Raw genomic sequence first — 663 nt, 5'->3', positions numbered from 1 at the left:
GGGGCCTGCTCGATGATGGCGTGGGCGTTCGTACCGCTGAAGCCGAACGACGACACACCGGCCCGCCACGGCCGGTCCGCGACCGGCCACTCACGCTCCTCCGTGAGCAACTCCACGGCACCCGCCGACCAGTCCACGTGCGGGGACGGCTCATCGGCGTGCAACGTGCGCGGCAGCACACCGTGCCGCATCGCCATCACCATCTTGATCACACCCGCCACACCGGCCGCCGCCTGCGTGTGCCCGATGTTGGACTTCACCGAGCCCAGCAGCAGCGGCCGCTCGACCGGGCGGTCCTGCCCGTAGGTCGCCAGCAGCGCCTGCGCCTCGATCGGGTCACCCAGCGTCGTCCCCGTCCCGTGCGCCTCGACGGCGTCGACCTCGGTCGGCGTGAGCCCCGCACTGGCGAGTGCCTGGCGGATGACGCGCTGCTGCGCGGGGCCGTTGGGCGCGGTCAGGCCGTTGGACGCGCCGTCCTGGTTGACGGCGGACCCCCGTACGACCGCGAGGACCTGGTGACCGTTGCGCCGGGCGTCCGACAGCCGCTCCACCAGCAGCAGGCCCACGCCCTCGCCCCAGCCCGTGCCGTCCGCGTCGGCCCCGAACGCCTTGCAGCGGCCGTCCTGCGACAGTCCCCGCTGGCGGCTGAACTCGACGAACGCG

Annotated in this window: 1 protein-coding gene; it reads right to left on the bottom strand. The window is 73.6% G+C overall.

The window, feature by feature from the left end:
- A partial coding sequence (locus KYY02_RS33705; RefSeq protein ID WP_371244894.1) for a beta-ketoacyl synthase N-terminal-like domain-containing protein occupies positions 1-663 on the bottom strand: 663 nt, incomplete at both ends.

Origin of the sequence: Streptomyces pimonensis, from assembly GCF_041380215.1 — a bacterium.
Classification (GTDB): domain Bacteria; phylum Actinomycetota; class Actinomycetes; order Streptomycetales; family Streptomycetaceae; genus Streptomyces; species Streptomyces pimonensis.
The sequence above is the reverse complement of the archived record's forward strand: the minus strand, read 5'-3'. Positions and strand labels throughout refer to the sequence as shown.